This window comes from Pseudomonas sp. DP-17, from assembly GCF_022380625.1.
Taxonomy (GTDB): Bacteria; Pseudomonadota; Gammaproteobacteria; order Pseudomonadales; family Pseudomonadaceae; genus Pseudomonas; species Pseudomonas nitroreducens_A.
Genome location: NZ_JAKSXG010000001.1, coordinates 113,582 through 132,104, shown reverse-complemented (window position 1 = coordinate 132,104; position 18,523 = coordinate 113,582). Strand labels below are relative to the sequence as shown.

At 63.9% G+C, this 18,523-nt stretch carries 18 protein-coding genes; 12 read left to right on the top strand and 6 right to left on the bottom strand.

Annotated elements, in window-relative coordinates; genetic code table 11:
- Positions 1-42: 42 nt before the first annotated feature.
- A complete protein-coding gene (locus tag MJ122_RS00615; RefSeq protein ID WP_088416898.1) occupies positions 43-852 on the top strand; it encodes an MOSC domain-containing protein in 810 nt (269 codons plus the stop codon).
- Between the two features lie 67 nt (positions 853-919).
- On the opposite strand, the gene MJ122_RS00610 is transcribed toward MJ122_RS00615, so the two are convergent.
- Both MJ122_RS00610 and MJ122_RS00605 read right to left on the bottom strand, forming a co-directional pair.
- Positions 920-1,300 carry a lysozyme inhibitor LprI family protein gene (locus MJ122_RS00610; protein ID WP_239741757.1) on the bottom strand — a complete coding sequence of 127 codons (381 nt, stop codon included), beginning with the start codon at positions 1,298-1,300 and terminating at the stop codon, positions 920-922.
- Between the two features lie 62 nt (positions 1,301-1,362).
- The gene (locus MJ122_RS00605; RefSeq protein ID WP_239741755.1) at positions 1,363-3,288 is read right to left on the bottom strand and encodes a transglycosylase SLT domain-containing protein; all 1,926 of its coding nucleotides are present in this window, start codon (positions 3,286-3,288) and stop codon (positions 1,363-1,365) included.
- Between the two features lie 207 nt (positions 3,289-3,495).
- Between MJ122_RS00605 and MJ122_RS00600 the strand changes: the two genes are divergently transcribed.
- Both MJ122_RS00600 and MJ122_RS00595 read left to right on the top strand, forming a co-directional pair.
- Positions 3,496-5,406 carry an ATP-binding cassette domain-containing protein gene (locus tag MJ122_RS00600; protein ID WP_088416901.1) on the top strand — a complete coding sequence of 637 codons (1,911 nt, stop codon included), beginning with the start codon at positions 3,496-3,498 and terminating at the stop codon, positions 5,404-5,406.
- 62 nt (positions 5,407-5,468) lie between these two features.
- Complete coding sequence (locus MJ122_RS00595) at positions 5,469-6,155, top strand: hypothetical protein (protein ID WP_017519291.1); 687 nt, start codon at positions 5,469-5,471, stop codon at positions 6,153-6,155.
- Positions 6,156-6,198: 43 nt separating this feature from the next.
- Here MJ122_RS00595 and MJ122_RS00590 read toward each other — a convergent pair whose 3' ends face one another.
- Positions 6,199-6,639, bottom strand: coding sequence for a universal stress protein (locus MJ122_RS00590; protein ID WP_024766849.1), 441 nt, complete (start codon positions 6,637-6,639; stop codon positions 6,199-6,201).
- Between the two features lie 81 nt (positions 6,640-6,720).
- On the opposite strand from MJ122_RS00590, the gene MJ122_RS00585 reads away from it, so the two are divergent.
- Positions 6,721-7,155: a hypothetical protein gene (locus MJ122_RS00585; RefSeq protein WP_239741753.1), complete on the top strand. Its 435-nt coding sequence runs from the start codon at positions 6,721-6,723 to the stop codon at positions 7,153-7,155.
- 5 nt (positions 7,156-7,160) lie between these two features.
- Here MJ122_RS00585 and MJ122_RS00580 read toward each other — a convergent pair whose 3' ends face one another.
- Positions 7,161-7,967, bottom strand: a complete 807-nt coding sequence (locus MJ122_RS00580; RefSeq protein ID WP_239741751.1) for a hypothetical protein — start codon at positions 7,965-7,967, stop codon at positions 7,161-7,163.
- A 474-nt stretch (positions 7,968-8,441) separates the two neighbouring features.
- Here MJ122_RS00580 and fadB point away from each other — a divergent pair, with 474 nt between their 5' ends.
- The 6 genes from fadB (at position 8,442) to MJ122_RS00550 (ending at position 15,816) form a co-directional block, all read left to right on the top strand.
- Entirely contained in the window at positions 8,442-10,589 is a 2,148-nt protein-coding gene (fadB, locus tag MJ122_RS00575; protein ID WP_017519287.1) for a fatty acid oxidation complex subunit alpha FadB, read from the top strand.
- 30 nt (positions 10,590-10,619) lie between these two features.
- Positions 10,620-11,795: an acetyl-CoA C-acyltransferase FadA gene (gene fadA / locus MJ122_RS00570; protein ID WP_239741749.1), complete on the top strand. Its 1,176-nt coding sequence runs from the start codon at positions 10,620-10,622 to the stop codon at positions 11,793-11,795.
- Positions 11,796-11,917: 122 nt separating this feature from the next.
- Complete coding sequence (locus tag MJ122_RS00565) at positions 11,918-12,181, top strand: DUF1653 domain-containing protein (RefSeq protein WP_239741747.1); 264 nt, start codon at positions 11,918-11,920, stop codon at positions 12,179-12,181.
- A gap of 92 nt (positions 12,182-12,273) precedes the next feature.
- Complete coding sequence (topA, locus tag MJ122_RS00560) at positions 12,274-14,880, top strand: type I DNA topoisomerase (RefSeq protein ID WP_088416905.1); 2,607 nt, start codon at positions 12,274-12,276, stop codon at positions 14,878-14,880.
- A 67-nt stretch (positions 14,881-14,947) separates the two neighbouring features.
- On the top strand, positions 14,948-15,469 hold the full coding sequence (locus MJ122_RS00555; RefSeq protein ID WP_088416906.1) for a DUF6586 family protein: 522 nt from the start codon (positions 14,948-14,950) through the stop codon (positions 15,467-15,469).
- Positions 15,470-15,576: 107 nt separating this feature from the next.
- Positions 15,577-15,816: a hypothetical protein gene (locus MJ122_RS00550; protein WP_017519282.1), complete on the top strand. Its 240-nt coding sequence runs from the start codon at positions 15,577-15,579 to the stop codon at positions 15,814-15,816.
- A 49-nt stretch (positions 15,817-15,865) separates the two neighbouring features.
- Here the strand turns inward: MJ122_RS00550 and sulA are convergent, their stop codons facing one another.
- Together sulA and lexA are read right to left on the bottom strand one after the other, a co-directional pair.
- Entirely contained in the window at positions 15,866-16,339 is a 474-nt protein-coding gene (sulA, locus tag MJ122_RS00545) for an SOS-induced cell division inhibitor SulA (protein WP_239741745.1), read from the bottom strand.
- 13 nt (positions 16,340-16,352) lie between these two features.
- Entirely contained in the window at positions 16,353-16,967 is a 615-nt protein-coding gene (gene lexA, locus MJ122_RS00540) for a transcriptional repressor LexA (RefSeq protein WP_026079098.1), read from the bottom strand.
- A gap of 251 nt (positions 16,968-17,218) precedes the next feature.
- Between lexA and MJ122_RS00535 the strand changes: the two genes are divergently transcribed.
- Both MJ122_RS00535 and MJ122_RS00530 read left to right on the top strand, forming a co-directional pair.
- A complete protein-coding gene (locus MJ122_RS00535; RefSeq protein ID WP_088416908.1) occupies positions 17,219-17,935 on the top strand; it encodes a TetR/AcrR family transcriptional regulator in 717 nt (238 codons plus the stop codon).
- A gap of 56 nt (positions 17,936-17,991) precedes the next feature.
- On the top strand, positions 17,992-18,516 hold the full coding sequence (locus tag MJ122_RS00530) for a L,D-transpeptidase (RefSeq protein WP_088416909.1): 525 nt from the start codon (positions 17,992-17,994) through the stop codon (positions 18,514-18,516).
- The last annotated feature ends 7 nt before the right edge of the window (positions 18,517-18,523 follow it).

Genomic DNA, 18,523 nt, shown 5'->3' with positions numbered 1-18,523 from the left:
CCCGTATAAGGTCGCTTTCGCCTGCATGAAAGGAAGCTTCCGATGTACAGCCTGAGCGAGCTCTACCGCTACCCGGTCAAATCCACCGCCTACGAATCCCTGGAGTCCGTCCGCCTCGATTCCCTGGGCCTGGCAGGGGATCGACGCTGGCTGGTGGTAGAGGCCTCCAATGGCCGCTTCCTCACTCAGCGCCTGTTGCCGCAGATGGGCCGCATCGAGGCACGCTGGCAGGACGATTTCGCCGCCCTGCGCCTGCGCGCGCCCGGCATGGATGACCTGCTGGTGAATGTGCCCGGCCGCGACGACAACCTGCGCGGCGTACTGATCTGGCGCGACATGCTGCAGGTGCCGGATGCCGGCGAAGCCGCCGCCCAGTGGCTGAGCACCTTTCTCGGTCGCGACGTGCGCCTGGTGCAGATGCCCGAGCAGCGCGCCCGGCAGGTCGACACCGCCTACGCCGAGCCCGGCGAGCGTGTGCATTTCGCCGACGGCTTCCCGCTGTTGCTGATCGGCCAGGGTTCGCTGGATGACCTGTCGGCCAAGGTCGGACGCCCGCTGGAGATGCTGCGCTTCCGCCCCAATCTGGTGGTCACTGGCGCCGAGCCTTTCGCCGAAGATGGCTGGAAGCGCATCCGCATCGGCGACGTCACCTTCAAGGTGGCCAAGCCCTGCTCGCGCTGCATCCTCACCACCATCGACCCGCATACCGGCGAGCGCGATGCCGCCCGCGAGCCGCTGGCGACCCTGCTGGGCTATCGCAACGTCAATGGCGAAGCGCTGTTCGGCCAGAACCTGATTGCCCTGAACAGCGGCGAGCTGCGTGTGGGCATGGACGTGGAAGTCCTGGAGTAGGTCCCGCCATCGGGACGCTACAGGTACTCAAGGCATACACCTTTCGTGGGTGTATGCCGTCTGCGCTTTACAGCTTGGCGTCGACGCAACCGGTGCTCTGGCACTCGCGCTCACGCTCGCGCAGCACCGCCAGGCGCTCGTTGGTCTTGTCCACTGCGCACTGCAGGTTGACGAAGTAACCGCCGTCGCGCTCGTAGCTGCACTGGGCGTCGCGGTCCTTGATCCAGGCGATCTGGCTCTTCTTCAGCGCGGCCTTCTGGCCGTCGTTGAGCATCTTGCGCAGGGTGCCGAATTCATTGTTCAGCTCGCGGTCCACCTGGGCGTATTCGGTGCTCAGGCAGTACACGCTGTCGAAGGCGTTGCGCGGCTTCTCGCAGGCGGCCAGAGCCAGGTCGGTGCTCAGCAGGCCGGCGGTGACGACGGTGACGGAAAGCAGGGTCTTGCGCATGGGAATTTCCTTTTCCTTGAAGGGATGAAGACCGTCCGGCGGGTGCCGGGCGGGGGAGTGGATCAGAGTTCGTCGAAGAAGCGTTCGTGCCAGTCGACGATGGGCTGCGGCGCGTTGAGCTTCTGCCCGTAGATCACCGCGTAGGACAGCACATTCTGCACGTAGGAGCGGGTCTCATCGAACGGAATGGTCTCGACCCAGACGTCGAACGCCAGGTGACGCGCATCCTTCAGCCACTGCCGTACGCGGCCGGGACCGGCGTTGTAGGCGGCGGTGGCGAGCACGCGGTTGCCGTTGAACTGGCCATGCACCTGGCTCAGGTACGCGGCGCCGAGCTGGATGTTCACATCCGGCACGATCAATTGCTGCGGCGAGGCCAGCGGGATACCGAATTTCTTCGAGGTTTCCTTGGCGGTGGCCGGCATCAGCTGCATCAGGCCGGTGGCGCCAACGCCGGAGCGCGCGTCGGACATGAAGGCGCTTTCCTGGCGGGTAATGGCGAATACCCAGCTGGAGTGCAGGCCGCGGTTGCGCGCCTCGCGCACCAGGGTGTTGCGGTAGGCCATGGGGAAGCGAATATCCAAGTCGTCCCAGTACTTGGCCTGGCTGATCGCGCGGATGGCCGGGAAGTACCACTGCATGTCGTAGGCGATCTTCGCCTGGGCCAGCAGCTCGTCGTGGCTCAGGTGGCGGGCAGCGTGGTACCACTCGCGGCGGGCGTTGATGACCTCGCCGCGGGCGTAGAACTCCAGGGCGCGGCGGGTGCTCGGCGCATTGCGCACGCGCTGCATCGTCGCCGCGTCCAGCGATACCGGGCGATTGTTCAGCTGGTAGGGGGCGTTGATCCGGTCGGCGGCAAGGAAACCATAGAAATCACGCTCGCCGGCCACCGGCTGGTACAGGCTGATGGCCTGCTTGTTCTGTGGCTGCGCCAGTTGCAGCGAGCGCGCCTGCCAGTATTTCCAGCGGTTGGTCTCGGCCAGCGACGGTGGCAGGGCGCGGGTCAGCTCGTAGGCGTCTTCCCAGCGGCCCAGCCGCAGCAACAGGCGCAGGCGCCATTCGGTGACGGTGTCGTCGCGCAGTTGCGGGTCGTACTTGACCATCATCGGCAGTGCGCGTGGGTCGTAGCGGCGCGCCAGGCTCAGGCCGATTTCGCGGGCGATGGAGACTTTCTCGTCGCTGGAGAAGGGCAGCACCGAGCTGTAGTAGTCCAGCAGGTTGATGGCCTTTTCCGGGTCCTGCTTGGCCAGGCGGCGCAGACCGAGGCCGACCACGTCGGCGGTGGCATGGTCGCGGGCGCCGAAGCGCGTGGTCTGGCTCAGCTGCGAAGGGTTCTGCGCGACGTTGATCATCAACGCGCCCTGGCTGCCGAGGGTCGGCAGGCGCTTGGAGAGTACGGTGGCGAGGCTGTAGTTGCCTTTTTCGGCAGCCAGCTTCAGGCGCTTCCAGACCTTCTCCTCGGTGAGCTGGCCGTCGGCCTGCCACAGGGCGAAGGTGGTGTCGCAGGCATCGGGCTGCGGCTTGCCCACCAGCCAGAGCTTCTCGGCGGTGGCGTAGCCGTCGGCCTTGTTGCCATGGCCCAACTGATACTGGCCGTAGAGGCAGTCCAGTTCGGTGAAGTTCATCTTCGGGTCGTAATAACGGACGAAGGTGTTCCAGTCACCGCGGTCGGCGAGCTGGCGCATCCAGCGCAGCTTCAGCCAGTTGATCTGCGGCAGGTCGCCGTGCTGCTCGATGAACCGCTCGATCTCGGCGTTGCTGGCGCTTTTCAAACGGCTGGTCAGTTCGTCGTAAGCCAGGTACGGCTGCAGGGGATAATCGGCCAACGCCGACTGGTAGCTGAAGTACGGGCCGCTGTCGCCGCGCGCAAGGGCCTTCTGCGCCTCGTCGTACATCTGGCGCTGCTGGGGCAGGGACGCTGCGTTGGCTGTCGAGGCGGACAGGCTGAGGATCAGGCAGGAAAACAGGGAGAAAAGGCGACCGCGCATGGCTCTTCCGGGAAGATGATCGGTGGGCGCTGGAGGGCGCGCGCCCGCTGCCGGGTAGCTTAGCCTGTTGCGCGCAGGGGGTGAAAGCGCCACCAGAGCTGCCTGGCTCAAAGATGGACGAATGTCTCGCCCTGGCACTTTGTCCGCACCCCTCTGACTTTTCCGCGCTTTCCCTTAAACTGCGCGCCCTGTTTGTGGAGATACCCAATGACCCTGCTCAAGTTAACCGACGTGTCCCTTGCCTTTGGCACCACTCCGCTGCTGGATAAGGTGTCCTGGCAGATCGGTCGCGGTGAGCGGGTCTGCATCATCGGCCGCAACGGCACCGGCAAGTCGAGCATGCTCAAGCTGGTCAAGGGCGAGCAGAAGCCCGATGACGGCGATATCTGGCGCGCGCCCTCGCTGAAGATCGGCGAGTTGCCGCAGGAACTGCCGCGTGCCGACGACCGTACCGTCTATGACGTGGTTGCCGAGGGCCTTGCCGAAGTCGGCGAGCTGCTGGCGCAGTACCACCACCTGAGCATGCACATCGAAAGCGAAGAGGACCTGAACAAGCTGGCGCGCGTCCAGCAGGACCTCGAAGCCCGCGACGGCTGGCGTCTCGGCCAGCTGGTGGATACCACCCTGAGCCGCCTGCAACTGCCGGCCGACAAGACCCTCGCCGAGCTCTCCGGTGGCTGGCGCCGCCGCGTGCTGCTGGCCCAGGCGCTGGTGGCCGAGCCCGACCTGCTGCTGCTGGACGAACCGACCAACCACCTGGACATCGGCGCCATCGCCTGGCTGGAAAACGCCCTGGCGGATTTCCCCGGCGCCGTGCTGTTCATCACCCACGACCGCTCCTTCCTGCAGGCCGTGGCCACCCGCATCCTTGAACTGGACCGCGGCCACCTCATCGACTGGAACGGCGACTACGCCAGCTTCCTCGTGCATAAAGAGCAGGAACTGGCGGCGGAAGAAGCGGCCAACGCACTGTTCGACAAGCGTCTTGCCCAGGAGGAAGTGTGGATTCGCCAGGGCATCAAGGCCCGTCGTACCCGTAACGAGGGCCGCGTGCGCGCGCTGAAAGCGATGCGCAACGAGCGCGCCGAACGCCGTGAGCGCCAGGGCAAGGCCAGCTTCCAGATGGAGACGGCCGAGAAGTCCGGCAAGCAGGTGATAGTCGTCGAGAAAGCCGGCTTCGCCCACCCGGGCGGCCCGGCGCTGATCCGTGATTTCTCCCTGGTGCTGCAGCGCGGTGACCGCATCGGCCTGCTCGGCGCCAACGGCACCGGCAAGACCACGCTGCTCAAGCTGCTGCTGGGCGACCTGCAGCCGACTTCCGGCAGCGTCAAGGAAGGCACCCGACTGGAAGTGGCTTATTTCGACCAGCTGCGTCACCAGCTGGAGCCGGAAAAGACCGTTATCGACAACATCTCCGAAGGTCGCGAATTCATCACCATCAACGGGCAGAATCGCCACGTCCTCAGCTACCTGGGCGACTTCCTGTTCTCGCCGCAGCGCGCCCGCACCCCGGTGAAAGCGCTCTCCGGTGGCGAGCGGGCACGCCTGTTGCTGGCGAAGTTGTTCAGCAAGCCGGCCAACCTGCTGGTGCTGGACGAACCGACCAACGACCTGGACGTGGAAACCCTGGAGCTGCTGGAAGAGGTGCTGCTGACCTTCGACGGCACCGTACTGATGGTCAGCCACGACCGGGCCTTCCTCGACAACGTGGTGACCAGCACCCTGGTGTTCGAAGGCGAAGGGCGCGTGCGCGAATTCGTCGGCGGTTACCAGGACTGGCTGCGTCAGGGCGGCTCGCCCAAGTTGCTTGGCGTGGGTGAGGAGAAGGGCGACAAGCCTGCTGCCGCCCCCGCTCCCGAACAACCGGCAGCTGTGAGTGCGCCGGTGGAAGCCGCGCCGAAGAAGAAACTGAGCTACAAGCTGCAACGCGAACTGGAAGCCATCCCCGGGCAGATCGACGCACTGGAGGCAGAAATGGCCGCGCTGCAGGCAGAAACCGCGGCGCCGAATTTCTACCAGCGTCCGCCAAGCGAGGCGCAGGCGGTTCTGGATCGCCTGGGGTCGCTGCAAGGGGAGTTGGACCAACTGATCGAGCGCTGGGCCGAACTGGAAGAGTGATCCGTTCGGTCCGGTGATGTGCCCGTGCGTATCGCTGATCAAAGACTGTTAGGGACGGCCGAATGGCAATCGAGTACCGCATCACCCTGGATGATGAGCACGAGTTCAGTTACCGCATCGAGCTGGAGCGCCAGTACGACGCCCAGATAGCCGCCCAGACGCCACGCTGGACGCGCCTGGAGAACAACCGTTGCAGCAATTGCCCGCTGAACCCGGCGCAGCATAGCCACTGCCCGGCGGCGGTGGACCTGCACCGGGTGATCGAGGACTTCCGTGGTTTGCCGGCCTTCAAGAAGGTCACGGTGCAGGTGCGCACGCCTGAGCGCGAATACATCAAGCATGCGGGGCTGGAAGAGGGGCTGCGCGCGCTGCTCGGCGTGATCATGGCCACCAGCGCCTGCCCGCTGCTGGGCCGGCTCAAGCCGATGGCGCAGCAGCACCTGCCGTTCGCCAGCAACCAGGAGTTCATCCTGCGCGCGGTGTCGCTTTACCTGATGCGGCAGTATTTCAATTTCCGCGAGGGGCGCCATGCGGACTGGGAACTGAAGGGACTGGTAAAACAATTCCAGCAGTTGCAGCTGGTGAACCAGGCGTTCTGGCAGCGGATTCACGAGACCTGCGACGGAGACTCGAACCTGAAGGCCTTCCTCAGCTTCTTCTCCATGGCGTCGAGCATGAGCTATTCGCTGGAGGCGCAGTTGCAGAAGGTGCGGCCGTTGCTGATGAGCGGCGACATGCTCGGGGCCTGAAGCGAAGCGGGCCCCTCGGGGCCCGCTCTCTACATGGGTTGGCTCAGCTGGTTTTCTGCAGGCGCACGGCGAGAACATCGCAGGGCGCACCGTGCAGCACGTCGTTGGCGGTGGAGCCCAGCAACAGGGCGAGACCGTGGCGGCCGTGGCTGCCGACGACGATCAGGTCACAGTCCTGCTCATCGGCGAGACGGTGGATTTCCTGGCGCGGCTGGCCATAGACCAGGTGGCACTGGGAGCTGGTGATCTCGGCGTAGGTGAGGGTGAACTGGTGCAGGCGCTCCTTGGCCTGGTCGAATTGCTGCTGTTGCAACATCGACAGGTCCATCGGTACGTCGCCGCCGAAGGCCATGGCCATGGGCTCGACCACATGCACCGCCGAGAGCCGGGCATCGTTGGCCTTGGCCAGCGCGACCGCCCGTTTCATCACCGGATCGCATTCCTCGGTTAGGTCGACGGCGACCAGAATGTGTTGGTAGGGCATGAGCGTCTCCTCCGGGGGACTCGTTAGTAAACAGTATGGCCCCAATGGCCGTGCTTGACCTGTTTGACCGGTATAACCGATATGACTACCTGGATGGTAATTCTTCTCATCGCTCTGGTGCTAAGCCCGCTGACCTGGCTGATCCCGTCGCGCGGTCAGCGCGGGCAAATGAACCTGCGCCTGCAGGCGCGCCGCCTGGGCCTGGCCATGCAGATGGCGCAGCAGGAATGGCCGCACTGGCTGGAACGGCAGCCGCCGCGCCAGTGCGCGCAATACCATCGCGCCCGCGGCAAGAGCCGCGACGTGTGGTGCTACTGGCAGAGCGAACCAGGCGTCTGGCTGGACCGCTGGAGAGAGGCGAGCGCACCCGCCGAGCTGGCGCAGGCGCTGGCCAGCCTGCCGAAGGATGTCTACATGGTCGAGGCGACGCCGCAGTTTCTCGCGCTGTACTGGGGCGAGCGCGGCGACAGTAGCGACCTCGAGCGGGTCGCCAGCTTCCTCAAGCAGCATGCGTGAGGCGATCAGCTCTGCTGCGCGGCATAGAGCCCGGAGACTTTCTCCAGGTCTTCGATGATGCGGTCGGAGTATTTGTTGATCAGGAAGGGCACGCTGTTCTGGTTGTAGTTCTGCAGCGACTTCTCGATGTAGCGCCACTTGATCGCCACGCCGCGTAGTTCCTGACCGATCTCCGGTGTGGTCTGCGGCGCCTGTTGCAGCTTCACCAGGTTGATCGCGAAGCGGTTGGCCAGGTCGTCCAGCGAGCGCTCCTCGCCGCCGCCGAAGAAGCTCGCGCCCACCGAAGCATTGCGCGAGGCGTAGTCCACCGCGATGTCCTGCATCAGCAGGCTCTGCTCGCGGGTCTGCTGGGTCAGCGGCGGCACCTTGCTGCCGCTTTCCTCCTGGATCTTCGTGTAGAGCTGCTCGGCGGTCTCCAGCAGCTTGCGGTTCTGCGCGGCGAGGTCGGCCACCGGTTGCAGATCGGTGTAGCCGCTCTTGTCCAGTGCACCGGTGAGGGTGTGCAGTTGGGCCGCATAGGCCTTCCATTCGTCCAGCAGCTCGGTCTTGAGCTTCTTCGATTCGTTGCCGGGCATTTCCCCAAGCTTGCCCAGCGCGTCGGTGGCGCTCTGCGACGAGGCCTCGACCATCTTGGCGTACTTCTGGTCGCCCTCCATCGCGTTGAACATGAAGAAGTCGCCGAGGCTGCGCTGGGCGGCGAGGCGTGTCTGGTGGACGTTGAGCAGGTCGCTGGCGGCGTCGGCGGCAGCGAGGAAGGGCAGGGCGGTGAGCGCGAGCGCGGACAGCAGGCGCGCGAGCGGGCGGCTGGACATCGTTCCAACTCCTTGGAGCCATGGGCTTCTTGTTGTTTTGTATTGCACAGGTTCCAGGCGTCTGCCGGTGTTGGCAGGAGGCAGATCGCCATTGCGCCCGACTCTAGCGCGGGCCATGGGGTTTGAACAGAGGGATTCAGGACGGCGGTGCCAGGTGACAATTGTCACGATAGGCGCGGTGAATAGGGCATCAGGGCTGCGCTGAATGCTCCGGGCCAGACGCCCCGGCCGCTTTGCGACTGTTACGTCTCGCCGATTGACAAGCATTGGCTTTTGCTAGAAGGTGGGCGCACCCAAATCAAACGGGCGTATGAATCGATCGTTTGCCACGTGCGAAGGATCCAACATAACGCCCCGGCTATCGCGTCGGCGGGTGTGCCGCAAGCTTTGGGACTAACCTCGGCACTGCCGAACGGTCCCGATACACGGTGTCCGACGTGTGATTTCAAGCTTCCCTAGCGTGGAGATCAGTTGATGATTTACCAAGGTAAAGCCATCACGGTTAAGGCTCTTGAGAGCGGCATCGTCGAACTGAATTTCGACCTCAAGGGCGAGTCCGTCAACAAGTTCAACCGACTCACCCTGAATGAACTGCGCCAAGCAGTCGATACCATCAAGGCCGATGCGTCCGTCAAGGGCGTGATCGTGACCAGCGGCAAGGGCGTGTTCATCGTCGGCGCCGACATCACCGAGTTCGTCGACAACTTCAAGCTGCCTGACGAAGAGCTGCTGGCCGGCAACCTCGAAGCCAACAAGATCTTCAGCGACTTCGAAGACCTGAACGTTCCGACCGTCGCCGCGATCAACGGCATCGCCCTGGGCGGTGGTCTGGAAATGTGCCTGGCTGCCGACTTCCGTGTCATGAGCGCCACCGCCAAGGTCGGCCTGCCGGAAGTGAAACTGGGCATCTACCCGGGCTTCGGCGGCACCGTGCGCCTGCCGCGTATCATCGGCTGCGACAACGCAGTCGAGTGGATCGCCTCGGGCAAGGAAAACAAGGCTGAAGATGCGCTGAAAGTCGGCGCCGTCGACGCCGTCGTGGCTCCGGAACAGCTGCAAGCTGCCGCCCTGGACCTGGTCAAGCGCGCCATTGCCGGCGAGCTGGACCACAAGGCCCGTCGTCAGCCGAAACTGGAAAAGCTCAAGCTCAATGCCATCGAGCAGATGATGGCCTTCGAAACCGCCAAGGGCTTCGTCGCAGGCCAGGCCGGCCCGAACTACCCGGCCCCGGTCGAAGCGATCAAGTCGATCCAGAAAGCCGCCAACTTCGGTCGTGACAAGGCGCTGGAAATCGAAGCCCAGGGCTTCGTGAAACTGGCCAAGACCTCGGTTGCACAGAGCCTGATCGGCCTGTTCCTGAACGACCAGGACCTGAAGAAGAAGGCCAAGCAGTACGACGAGATCGCCAAGGATGTGAAACTGGCGGCCGTACTGGGCGCCGGCATCATGGGTGGCGGCATCGCCTACCAGTCCGCCTCCAAGGGCACTCCGATCCTGATGAAGGATATCCGCGAAGAGGGTATCCAGATGGGTCTGAACGAAGCCGCGAAGCTGCTGGGCAAGCGCGTCGAAAAAGGCCGCATGACCCCGGCCAAGATGGCCGAGGCGCTGAACGCCATTCGCCCGACCATGTCCTACGGCGACTTCGGCAACGTCGACATCGTCGTCGAAGCCGTGGTCGAGAACCCGAAGGTCAAGCAGATCGTTCTGGCCGAAGTTGAGGGCGTGGTGAAGGAAGATGCGATCCTCGCGTCCAACACCTCCACCATTTCCATCAGCCTGCTGGCCAAGGCCCTGAAGCGTCCGCAGAACTTCGTCGGCATGCACTTCTTCAACCCGGTGCACATGATGCCGCTGGTGGAAGTCATCCGTGGCGAGAAGTCCAGCGAAGAAGCCGTCGCCACCACCGTGGCCTACGCCAAGAAGATGGGCAAGAACCCCATCGTGGTGAATGACTGCCCCGGCTTCCTGGTCAACCGCGTGCTGTTCCCGTACTTCGGCGGCTTCTCCAAGCTGCTGGGCTTCGGTGTGGACTTCGTACGCATCGACAAGATCATGGAGAAGTTCGGCTGGCCCATGGGCCCGGCCTACCTGTCCGACGTGGTCGGCATCGACACCGGCCACCATGGCCGCGACGTGATGGCTGAAGGCTTCCCGGACCGCATGGCCGTGGAAGGCAAGACTGCCGTCGACGTGATGTACGACGCCAACCGCCTGGGCCAGAAGAACGGCAAGGGCTTCTACGCCTACGAGACCGACAAGCGCGGCAAGCCGAAGAAAGTCACCGATCCGCAGGCTTATGAGCTGCTGAAGTCCATCGTCACCGAGCAGCGCGAGCTGACCGACGAGGACATCATCAACTACATGATGATCCCGCTGTGCCTGGAAACCGTGCGCTGCCTGGAAGACGGCATCGTCGAGACCGCTGCCGAGGCCGACATGGGCCTGATCTACGGTATCGGCTTCCCTCCCTTCCGTGGCGGTGCCCTGCGTTACATCGACTCCATCGGTGTGGCCGAATTCGTCGCCCTGGCCGACAAGTACGCCGACCTGGGTGCGCTGTACCACCCGACCGCGAAGCTGCGTGAAATGGCCAAGAACGGCCAGAAGTTCTTCGGTTGAGTGCGCAACGAATAGAGCGAGAGTGAATTTATGAGCCTGAATCCGAGAGACGCCGTCATTGTCGACTTCGGCCGCACCCCGATGGGCCGTTCGAAGGGTGGCATGCACCGCAACACCCGCGCGGAGACCATGTCCGCGCACCTGATCAGCAAAGTCCTGGAGCGCAACCCGAAGATCGACCCGGCGGAAGTCGAGGACGTAATCTGGGGCTGCGTGAACCAGACCCTGGAGCAGGGCTGGAACATCGCGCGCATGGCGTCGCTGATGACCCAGATCCCGCACACCAGTGCCGGCCAGACCGTCAGCCGTCTGTGCGGCTCGTCCATGAGCGCCCTGCACACTGCCGTGCAGGCAATCCAGACCGGCAATGGCGACGTCTTCGTCATCGGCGGCGTGGAGCACATGGGCCACGTCGGCATGATGCACGGCGTCGATCCGAACCCGCACCTGTCGCTGTACGCCGCCAAGGCGTCCGGCATGATGGGCCTGACCGCCGAAATGCTGGGCAAGATGCATGGCATCACCCGCGAGGCGCAGGACAAGTTCGGCGTGCGTTCGCACCAGCTGGCCTGGAAAGCCACCCAGGAAGGCAAGTTCAAAGACGAAATCATCCCGATGGAAGGCTATGACGAAAATGGCTTCCTGAAGGTGTTCGACTTCGACGAAACCATCCGCCCGGACACCACCCTGGAAAGCCTCGCTGCCCTGAAGCCGGCGTTCAACCCGAAAGGCGGCACCGTGACTGCGGGTACTTCCTCGCAGATCACCGACGGCGCTTCGTGCATGATCGTCATGAGCGCCCAGCGCGCCCAGGACCTCGGCGTGCAGCCGATGGCCGTGGTCCGCGCCATGGCCGTGGCGGGCGTTGATCCGGCGATCATGGGCTACGGCCCGGTTCCGTCGACCAACAAGGCGCTCAAGCGTGCCGGCCTGACCATCAACGACATCGACTTCTTCGAGCTCAACGAAGCCTTCGCCGCACAGGCCCTGCCGGTGCTGAAGGACCTCAAGATCCTCGACAAGATGGAAGAGAAGGTCAACCTGCACGGCGGCGCCATCGCCCTGGGTCACCCGTTCGGCTGCTCCGGTGCGCGTATCTCCGGCACCCTGCTGAACGTGATGAAGCAGAACGGCGGTACCCTGGGCGTGTCCACCATGTGCGTGGGCCTCGGCCAGGGCATCACCACCGTCTTCGAACGCGTCTAAGCTTTCGTCGATGGGAGAGCCGGGGCCTTGTGCCCCGGCTTTCGTTTTTGTCGGGTGGGGATTGCCCGACGACCTTGCAATGAGCACAATCGCCGCCTTTTGGCCGGCCGAGGGGAACCGACATGCGCTTGCAGCCCGGACTGTATCGACACTACAAGGGACAGCAGTACCGCGTGCTCGGCGTCGCCCGGCATTCGGAGAGCGAGGAAGAGGTGGTGATCTACCAGGCGCTGTATGGTGAATTCGGCCTCTGGGTACGCCCGCTGAGCATGTTCACCGAAGCGGTGGAAGTGAACGGCGAACGGCTTCCGCGCTTCGCCCTGGTGAGCGCCGAAGACGATCCGCTGGGTCTTGCAACCGGCCCGTCCGGCGAAACCCAAGCTTGACCTTGGCGCGACCGCCACTATATATAGCGGTGCCGCTCCTAGCTCCTCCCTCCTTATAAATTCATCTTTTCGACGCAGGAATCTTCCGATCCATGGGTAAATCGCTGGTCATCGTGGAATCACCGGCCAAGGCCAAGACCATCAACAAGTACCTGGGCAACCAGTACGTGGTGAAGTCGAGCATCGGCCACATCCGCGACCTGCCCACCAGTGGCTCGTCCGCGTCGAAGGAGCCTGCGGCGAAAGCGCGCAAGACGGCTTCCGAAGCGCCGGCCCTGTCGCCCAAGGAGAAGGCCAAGCGCCAGCTCGTCACCCGCATGGGCGTCGACCCGGAGCATGGCTGGAAAGCCAAGTACGAGATCCTGCCCGGCAAGGAAAAGGTGATCGAGGAACTGCGCCGCCTGGCCAAGGATGCCGACACCATCTATCTCGCAACCGACTTGGACCGCGAAGGGGAGGCCATTGCCTGGCACCTGCGCGAGGCCATCGGCGGCGACGACTCGCGCTACAAGCGCGTGGTCTTCAACGAAATCACCAAGAAGGCCATCCAGGAGGCCTTCTCCCAGCCCGGCGAGCTGGATATCAACCGCGTGAATGCCCAGCAGGCGCGCCGCTTCCTCGACCGCGTGGTGGGCTACATGGTCTCGCCGCTGCTGTGGGCCAAGATCGCCCGCGGCCTGTCCGCCGGTCGCGTGCAGTCGGTGGCGGTGAAGCTGGTGGTCGAGCGTGAGCGCGAAATCCGTGCCTTTGTCCCGGAAGAGTACTGGGAAGTCCATGCCGATCTCGGCACGCCGAAAAACGACAAGGTCCGCTTCGAAGTGGTGCGCGAGAAGGGCGAAGCCTTCAAGCCGCTGAATGAGGCCCAGGCCACTGCTGCCCTGGAGAAGCTCAAGGCCTCCAGCTACAGCATCGCCAAGCGCGAAGACAAGCCGACTTCCAGCAAGCCTTCGGCGCCGTTCATCACTTCCACCCTGCAGCAGGCTGCGAGCAACCGCCTGGGCTTCGGGGTGAAGAAGACCATGATGATGGCCCAGCGTCTCTATGAGGCCGGCTACATCACCTATATGCGTACCGACTCGACCAACCTGTCGGCCGATGCCATCGACATGGTGCGCGGCTTCATCGACAGCGAGTTCGGCAAGAAGTACCTGCCGGCCAAGCCGAACTTCTACTCCAGCAAGGAGGGCGCCCAGGAAGCGCACGAAGCGATTCGTCCTTCCGACGTCAACCTGCGTCCGACCCAGCTGTCGGGCATGGAGCGCGACGCCGAGCGCCTGTACGACCTGATCTGGCGCCAGTTCGTGGCCTGCCAGATGCCGCCGGCCGAATACCTGTCCACCACTGTCAGTGCCGCTGCCGGTGACTTCGAGCTGCGCGCCAAGGGCCGCATCCTCAAGTTCGACGGCTATACCAAGGTGCTGCCGCAGCAGAGCAAGCCGGGCGAGGACGACGTTCTGCCGGAAATGAACCAGGGCGATGCGATGAAGCTGCTCAAGCTCGACCCGAGCCAGCACTTCACCAAGCCGCCGGCGCGTTTCTCCGAAGCCAGCCTGGTCAAGGAACTGGAGAAGCGCGGCATCGGCCGACCGTCCACCTACGCGGCGATCATCTCCACCATCCAGGAGCGCGGCTACGTCACCACCCACAACCGCCGCTTCTACGCGGAGAAGATGGGCGACATCGTCACTGACCGCCTTAACGAGAGCTTCTCCAACCTGATGGACTACGGCTTCACTGCCGGCATGGAAGAGAACCTCGATGACGTGGCCCAGGGCGAGCGCGACTGGAAAAACGTGCTGGACGAGTTCTACGGCGACTTCCGCAAGAAACTCGACCTGGCCGAAGCCTCCAACGATGGCATGCGCGCCAACCAGCCGACCCTGACCGACATCCCCTGCCGCGAGTGCGGCCGGCCGATGATGATCCGTACTGCCTCCACCGGCGTATTCCTCGGCTGCTCGGGCTACAGCCTGCCGCCGAAAGAGCGCTGCAAGGCGACCGTGAACCTGATTCCGGGCGACGAGATCGCCGCGGATGACGAGGGCGAATCCGAATCCCGCGTACTGCGTGGCAAGCACCGCTGCCCGATCTGCAGCACCGCGATGGACGCCTACCTGGTCGACGAAAAACGCAAGCTGCACATCTGTGGCAACAACCCGGACTGCGCTGGCTACGAGATCGAAGAGGGCCAGTATCGCATCAAGGGCTACGAAGGCCCCAGCCTGGAATGCGACAAGTGCGGCAGTGAAATGCAGCTCAAGACCGGCCGCTTCGGCAAGTTCTTCGGCTGCACCAACCCGACCTGCAAGAACACCCGCAAGCTGCTGAAGAACGGCGAGCCCGCGCCGCCGAAGATGGACGCCATCCGCATGCCGGAACTCAAATGCGAGAAGGTGGACGACATCTACGTACTGCGTGATGGCGCTTCCGGTCTGTTCCTGGCCGCCAGCCAGTTCCCGAAGAACCGCGAGACCCGCGCTCCGCTGGTGGCCGAGCTGCTGCCGCACAAGGAAGAGCTGGATCCGAAGTACCACTTCCTGCTGTCCGCTCCGGCGAAAGACCCGGATGGCCGCCCGGCGGTGATCCGCTTCAGCCGCAAGACCAAGGAGCAGTACGTGCAGTCCGAAGTCGACGGCAAGCCCACCGGCTGGCGTGCGTTCTTCGACGGCGGCAAGTGGAAGGTCGAAGACAAGCGCTGATGGAAGGCGCGCCCCGCCAAGGCGGGGCGTGCTTATACTGCCGAAGTCGACTGCAGAGGGCCCGGTCATGGCGAACGAACTCTATACCCGCACCAACCAGAAGCTGTTCTTCGCCGGCCTTGCTCTGGAAGCCTGGCGCAACGCTGAAACCACGCGTGCGATGAATGCCCAGGCGCGCATCCAGGCCGAGCGCGAAGCGGCGCTGTTCCATCTCTACGGAGCGGTGCTGGGCGTGGCTCATGAGATCGCCGGTTACTACCGCCTGCCCCAGGCCGGTGCGCCGCGCGTCGATATGCTGCTCAATGCCGAGGTGCTGGCTGCGGCTCCCAGCCCGGAGCTGGCGGAGATGGTCGAGCTGGCGCAATCGCCGGAGGCCTGGTTGGGGCGCCTGCTGGCGGCCTATGCCGCGCTGTTCCAACCGCCGACCGAGCCGAAGAAAGCCAAGGTCGATCCGACCCAGCCGCTGATCCAGGCGGTGAATGTCGATGACGAGGCGCCGGTCGAACTGGGCAATGATGAGCTGGAAGCCTGGCGTAAAGCCCTGAAGGATCTGGTGCTGCGTTTCCGCGCTTCGCTCACCGAGCTCTGATTCGCTCATCACACTGCGCCGGCCTTCCGGTCGGTCCATGCAAGCTTTGGCTAGGGTGTAGCGGATGTGGCTGTTACACTACGCGTTCTGCTGTGGAGAACGTCGCTATGCCAACCTCATTTCTGGAAATTGTCGAGCTGCCTGACGGGCGTATCGTGCTGCGTCGTGCGGACGAGGAGGAGGCACTGGTAACCCTGGAGTTTTCCGCCGATGCCAAGGGGTTCCTGCAGGGGCAGCACATCGAGATCGCCAAGGCAATGTTCAATGTCGGTGTACAGATGGCCGGTCGTCTTGCAGAAGGCGGCGACATGAGCATGGACGAAGAAGGTCCGCGCGTCCTGCACTGAGTTCTGCTGTTTCGCTTCGCCGCGCTCGCGGCGAAGCTCCTCGATCAGATCATCCCAGACGAATATTCAGGCTCTGCGCCTGGCCGGCAATGGCGGCGCGGGATAGCTGCGTGCGCGCATTCGGGCTGAGGTTCAGCCAGCTCACTACGGTGTGGCTGTTGCCCAGGCGAAGCGCCTCGCAGGCCAGGGCCTGGGCGGATGCCTGATCGCGGGCGGGCAGCAGCAGGATGCCCTGGCGGTTCAGGCCGGCCTTGCGCAGCCAGTCCGGAGTCAGGCTGGCTGGCGGGGCGATCAGTGTCAGCCAGCGCGAGTCGCTTTCCTCGCTCAGCTCGCGGAGCATCGGCGCCAGCAACATCAGGCACTGGCCGGGGAGGCCGCTCAGGGCGATCTCGCTGAATGCGCTTTCGTCGGCGACGGGCTCTTCTTCCATCAGCTCCGGGAGCAGGGGAGCAGTACCGCTTGCCCAGAGTGCTTCCTGGAACAGCGGGAGTTGCGGCAGGTTCTGCGGCTGCGGGTACTGCATGGATGTCTCCTGTTCAGCGGCGGATCACGCCGACGCTCAAGCCTTCGATGACCAGTTCCTGTTCCTTGAGATCGACCTCGATGGGGGCGAACTCCGGGTTTTCGGCGAGCAGCCAGACCTTGCTGCCTTCGCGCTTGAAGCGCTTCACCGTTACCTCTTCACCCAGGCGGGCAACGACGATCTGGCCATTGCGCGCCTCACGGGTGACATGTACGGCGAGCAGGTCACCGTCCATGATGCCGACATCCTTCATGCTCTGGCCGCGTACGCGCAGCAGGTAGTCGGCCGGCGGGTTGAAGAAGGTGGGGTTGATCCGGCAGGTGTCGTCGACGTTCTGTTCGGCGAGGATCGGCGCGCCGGCGGCGACGCGGCCGATGATCGGCAGTTCGTCGTCATTGGCGGCGGCCTTGGGCTCGAAGCCGGGAATGCGTATGCCGCGGGAGGCGCCCGGGGTCATCTCGATGGCGCCTTTGCGGGCGAGGGCTTTCAGGTGCTCCTCGGCGGCATTGGGCGACTTGAAGCCGAGTTCCTGGGCGATTTCAGCGCGGGTAGGCGGGTAGCCGTTCGCTTCCAGGCAGCGTTTGATGAAGGCAAGGATCTCGGCTTGGCGCGGCGTGAGCTTCAGCATGTCCATACTCTGGCTTTTTATACAGTGCCTGGAATTATATACAGTGATGGCCGGCTGGCAATGCTTTTATTGGTCGCGGCTGTCGCTGGAACGTTCGCGCATGTAACCTTTTGATCTTGGCAGGCGTCTTGCTATACAGAAGGTGTCTCGTCGCATTGCCATGATATTGGTAACAATCCATCGCACTTTGCTTGACAATACAAGACGCTGAAACGTATGTTTCAAACAAGTGTTTGTCAGGCGGAGTAGCCATGGCCCAGTCGGAAACCGTCGAACGCATCCTGGATGCTGCGGAACAGCTGTTCGCGGAGAAAGGCTTCGCCGAAACCTCCCTGCGTCTGATCACCAGCAAGGCGGGGGTGAACCTCGCGGCGGTGAACTATCACTTCGGCTCGAAGAAGGCGCTGATCCAGGCGGTCTTCTCGCGCTTCCTCGGTCCGTTCTGCGCCAGTCTCGAAAAGGAACTGGATCGCCGCCAGGCCAAGCCCGATGCGCCGCGCGCAACCCTCGAAGAGCTGCTGGAGCTGCTCGTGGTCCAGGCCATGGCGGTGAAGCCGCGCAGCGGCAACGACCTGTCCATCTTCATGCGCTTGCTGGGCCTGGCGTTCAGTCAGAGCCAGGGGCACCTGCGCAAATACCTCGAAGAGGTCTACGGCAAGGTATTCCGCCGCTACATGCTGCTGGTCCATGAATCCGCGCCGCGCCTGCCGCCGCTGGAGCTGTTCTGGCGCGTGCACTTCATGCTGGGTACTGCGGTGTTCAGCATGTCCGGCATCAAGGCGCTGCGCGCCATGGCCGAGAACGATTTCGGGGTGAACACTTCCATCGAGCAGGTGATGCGCCTGATGGTGCCGTTCCTCGCCGCCGGCATGCGTGCCGACAGCGGCGTCAACGATCCTTCGCTGGCCGGCGCTCAGCTCAAGCCGCGTAGTAAGTCGAGTACTTCCCAGGCTCCCGCCAAGGTCTGATCCTGGCCCGGCTTCGTGCTGGGCTGCATCGGCTCGATCGGCTACAGTAGCCGGCCATGGCTGATCTCGATCTTCTCCATATCTCCCTCGCTGACCAGATGCTCTACGGCTTCGCCGCGGAGCGTCTGGTCGTGCGTGCTCCGGTTTCCAGCGCCGCCAAGGGGGCGGGGGAGGGCAACGGTTCTGGCTGCACGCCGCGCGGCTTGCACCAGGTCCGCGCACGCATCGGCGATGGCCTGCCCAGGGCTGCTGTGCTGAAGGGGCGACGCTGGACCGGCGAGACCTGGACGGCTGAGCTTCACGAGGCGTTTCCCGGTCGAGACTGGATACTCTCGCGCATCCTCTGGCTCAGCGGCTGCGAGCCGGGGCGCAACCGGATGGGCGCGGTCGATACCTTCCGCCGCTATATCTATCTTCACGGCACGCCTGACTGCGAGCCCATGGGCATGCCGCTATCCCATGGCTGTATCCGCCTGCGCAATGACGACCTGCTGGAACTCTTCCCGCAAGTTCCCCTCCATTGCCGGGTCCGAATCGAAGAGGCCGCCTGTCCCGATTGGCAGACGGCGCAACTGAATTGAAAGGAAT